This window comes from Dapis purpurea BLCC-M126 (assembly GCF_050015975.1).
Lineage (GTDB): Bacteria > Cyanobacteriota > Cyanobacteriia > Cyanobacteriales > Microcoleaceae > Trichodesmium.
In genome coordinates, this window is sequence record NZ_JBNHER010000111.1 from 1 (window position 1) to 2,729 (window position 2,729).

The following is a 2,729-nucleotide window of genomic DNA, read 5'->3' on the forward strand; positions in this document are numbered from 1 at the left end:
GTTTGGTAACAGCTAACCCTAAACCTGTACCACCATATTTTCTGGCTGTGGAACCATCTCCTTGTTCAAAAGATTTAAAAATGCTTTCTAGTTTATCACTCGGAATACCGATACCAGTATCAGAAACTGTAATCATTAGTTCTGGAGATTGCTGCTGATTTTGACTAGAGTCTTGATAAACTGAGATTTGTTGAGCAGAGTATATAGGATTATTGGTAATTACTGTAGCTGAGATTTCGACTTTCCCAGATTCAGTAAATTTAATGGCATTACTAATTAAGTTATAGAAAATTTGTTGGAGACGGTTTTCATCAGCACAGACGAGAGCTGAATTTGTGGGAATTGCATTGATTAACTGTAGATTTTTATTTTTAGTGATCAATAAATTTAAGGTGACTACTGTTTCTACAACTGCAAAAACATCAACAGCTTTAATTTGTAATTCCAATTTATTGTATCTAATTTTGGAAAAGTCAAGAATGTCGTTAACTAAATTAGAAAGACGACGAGCACTAGACACAATCATCCTTAAGTTTGAAGTTATGAGAAAATTTAGGTTTTTGGTTTGCCCTTCTAGAAGAAATTCACCAATACCAATAATGCCATTCAGTGGAGTTCGTAATTCATGGGAAGTGTTAGCTAAAAATTCGTCTTTAAGGCGATCTAGTTGTTTAAGTTCTTGGTTTTGTGCTTCTAGGGTTTCAAAATAATTTTTGAGTTGAGTAGTCATCAGATTAAAAGATTTAGCAAGTTCTCCTACTTCATCACTACGATTAATCTTGAGAGTGTTTTCCCATTTGCCTTTAGCGATTTCTTTAGCAGCCGAATTAAGTTGTAATATTGGTTTAGTAATCCAGTGAGTAGTGACTATTCCTACAGATACAGCTAGAATCAGAGCACCAAGGCTTAATAAAATCGTGGTACGGGTATTAGCGTTAATTTGTGCCATGAAGTCATTTTCAGGAACGACTACAACTACTAACCAATCAATACCTTTACCATCCTGAACAGGCATAATGCTAGTGTAATGCCAAACCCCATCAATAGAAAAATTGAGTTGTTGATCTTGTTCAATTTGATTAAAATCACCGAACTTCTGTTTTAAATATTTGGCAGTAGCACTTACTGTAATATTATTACTATCAATAGCAGGTAAGCGTTGAATTTTTTTATTTTCAATAACTCTAGTACTTAGAAATGGTTGGGAAATCTGGGAACTAACAACTAAATCTCCCGATCGCTCCATAATAAAACTTTGTCCATTAGGACTAATATTTAATTGCTTGAGGAATTCTGTAATCCTGGTTAAGCTTGTCTGATTTGCTAAAACCCCGATTAACTCCCCAGTAGAATTAAAAATTGGTCTGACAGCGGATATATCCAAAGATGTGTTGGAGCGGGAGAAAGCTGGATAAATCGAACTCCATGTAGGTTTACCAAGTTGTTTTGCTGCTTGATACCAGGGGCGAATGCGGGGGTCATACTCTTTAACTTTTACAAATTTCTTGGCATTACCATTATTGTCTAGCTGATAAATTTCACGAACTGGTTGAGTAGCTGTAGTACGAATTCGGAAGAGAATTTCACCGTTGTCAGGATTAAGTTCAACCCCGATAAACTCTCCCTGTTCGTTACCAAAAAAAAGATCGCTTTCCAGGTTTCCTTCTTTGATGATATTCCAGAAATAAAGTCGCATTGCCCCAAAATTGTAGACATCTAAATTACCACTTTCAATAGCATCATTGGTTACTCTTAGCACTTGATATGATTTGTTAACATACTCTAGAACGTGTTGTTTAATACGAATGCTAATTTCCTTGGTTAACTGATTCGCTAGTGTATAGACGGATTCGCGTCCATTGGTAAAAGAAAAATATCCTACTAATCCAACAGCAGTCACAATTTGCAGAATAAAGGAGACAATGAGGACAGTTTTTAGGGGAAGTTTGTTAAACATTTTGCCCAAGTTGGTATTATACTAATTATCAAAAATAAAGCTATAGTTTCAAACTACTTTAACTACTTTGGAATTAGGGTAGGTTATCAAGATATAATACTAATTTATAAGAATGATTACAAAATCATTACAAATAGGTTTTATTGCACTATAAATATAGCAAATTTTCATCTCTGACTTTCCTTTTTTATATAGAAGCCATTGGGTATCTTTGCAAAGTGGCATAGTAGTCAGGAGTGAGAAATCAGGAGATCGAGTCTATAAAAAGGTAGAATTTAGGGCCTTATATTCACCATCTCCCCTACTTACCTACTCTCTAGGCTTTCCCCTTTTCTCCGTCTTCCCTTTCTTCCCACATGAACCACACTCTCGTTCATAGATCCCAAATGCGTTCTATATAATCGGGTTATAAAGTATATCTATGTGACTAAGAATAAGCAGGCATCAAATAAATAGTAAAGCATTTGAGTATCAAAGAGCATATTTCTGCAGAAGAAATGGAGAAGCTTTATCGAGGCGGTAGAGATGTGGTAGAACGATTTCAGTGATATATTGTCTGGCTGTTGGCCAAAGGATCTAACCTACATTCCTCTTGAGTTAAGAAATGTGAGGTACAACAAAAGATAGTAAGGCGAGATTCATTAATTGATAATTGATAATGGATAATTGATAATTGATAATTACCTCTGGTTAAAACCGTTACGGAATTGAAGATTGGGAAATTCAAGAGCACTTTTCTCTTGGTCGATTGGATATGGCGTTTAGCGTTCCG

The 2,729-nt window shown here is 35.3% G+C and carries 1 protein-coding gene; it reads right to left on the reverse strand.

What is annotated here, in order from left to right:
- Positions 1-1,957, reverse strand: a 1,957-nt coding sequence (locus ACP6PL_RS10255; RefSeq protein WP_426545156.1) for a cache domain-containing protein, incomplete at its 3' end; no start/stop codon positions are given.
- Positions 1,958-2,729: the final 772 nt, after the last annotated feature.